The organism is Tritonibacter sp. SIMBA_163 (genome assembly GCF_046535935.1).
Lineage (GTDB): Bacteria > Pseudomonadota > Alphaproteobacteria > Rhodobacterales > Rhodobacteraceae > Epibacterium > Epibacterium scottomollicae.
The window spans coordinates 1-248 of sequence record NZ_JAWJBP010000993.1 but is presented as its reverse complement, the minus strand read 5'-3'; the positions used below and the strand labels follow the sequence as shown (position 1 = coordinate 248).

The 248-nt window shown below is 74.6% G+C and carries 1 protein-coding gene; it reads right to left on the bottom strand.

Annotation, left to right across the window (positions count from 1 at the left end; all coding sequences use genetic code 11):
• On the bottom strand, positions 1-248 hold a 248-nt coding region (locus R0J92_RS25310), incomplete at both ends, for a hypothetical protein (protein ID WP_411053717.1).

Below are 248 nucleotides of genomic sequence, written 5' to 3'. Positions count from 1 at the left end.
CGGCGTTCGCGTCCTTGGCGCGCTCCACCATGTGCGCGCCCTCGGTGCCCTTGGCGGCGATCTTGCGGGCGATCGCGAAGGCGGCGCCGCGCGCCTCTTCGGCCGGCAGGTCGAGCTTGTGGTGCGCCCAGTCCTCCAGCGGCTGGATCGGCGGGAAGTGCGGCTTGCTGCCCATCTCGACCGGCACGGCGTGCAGCGCGGCCGTGCCGACGATGCCGATCACGCCGTCGTCGACGCGCTGCGGCGCC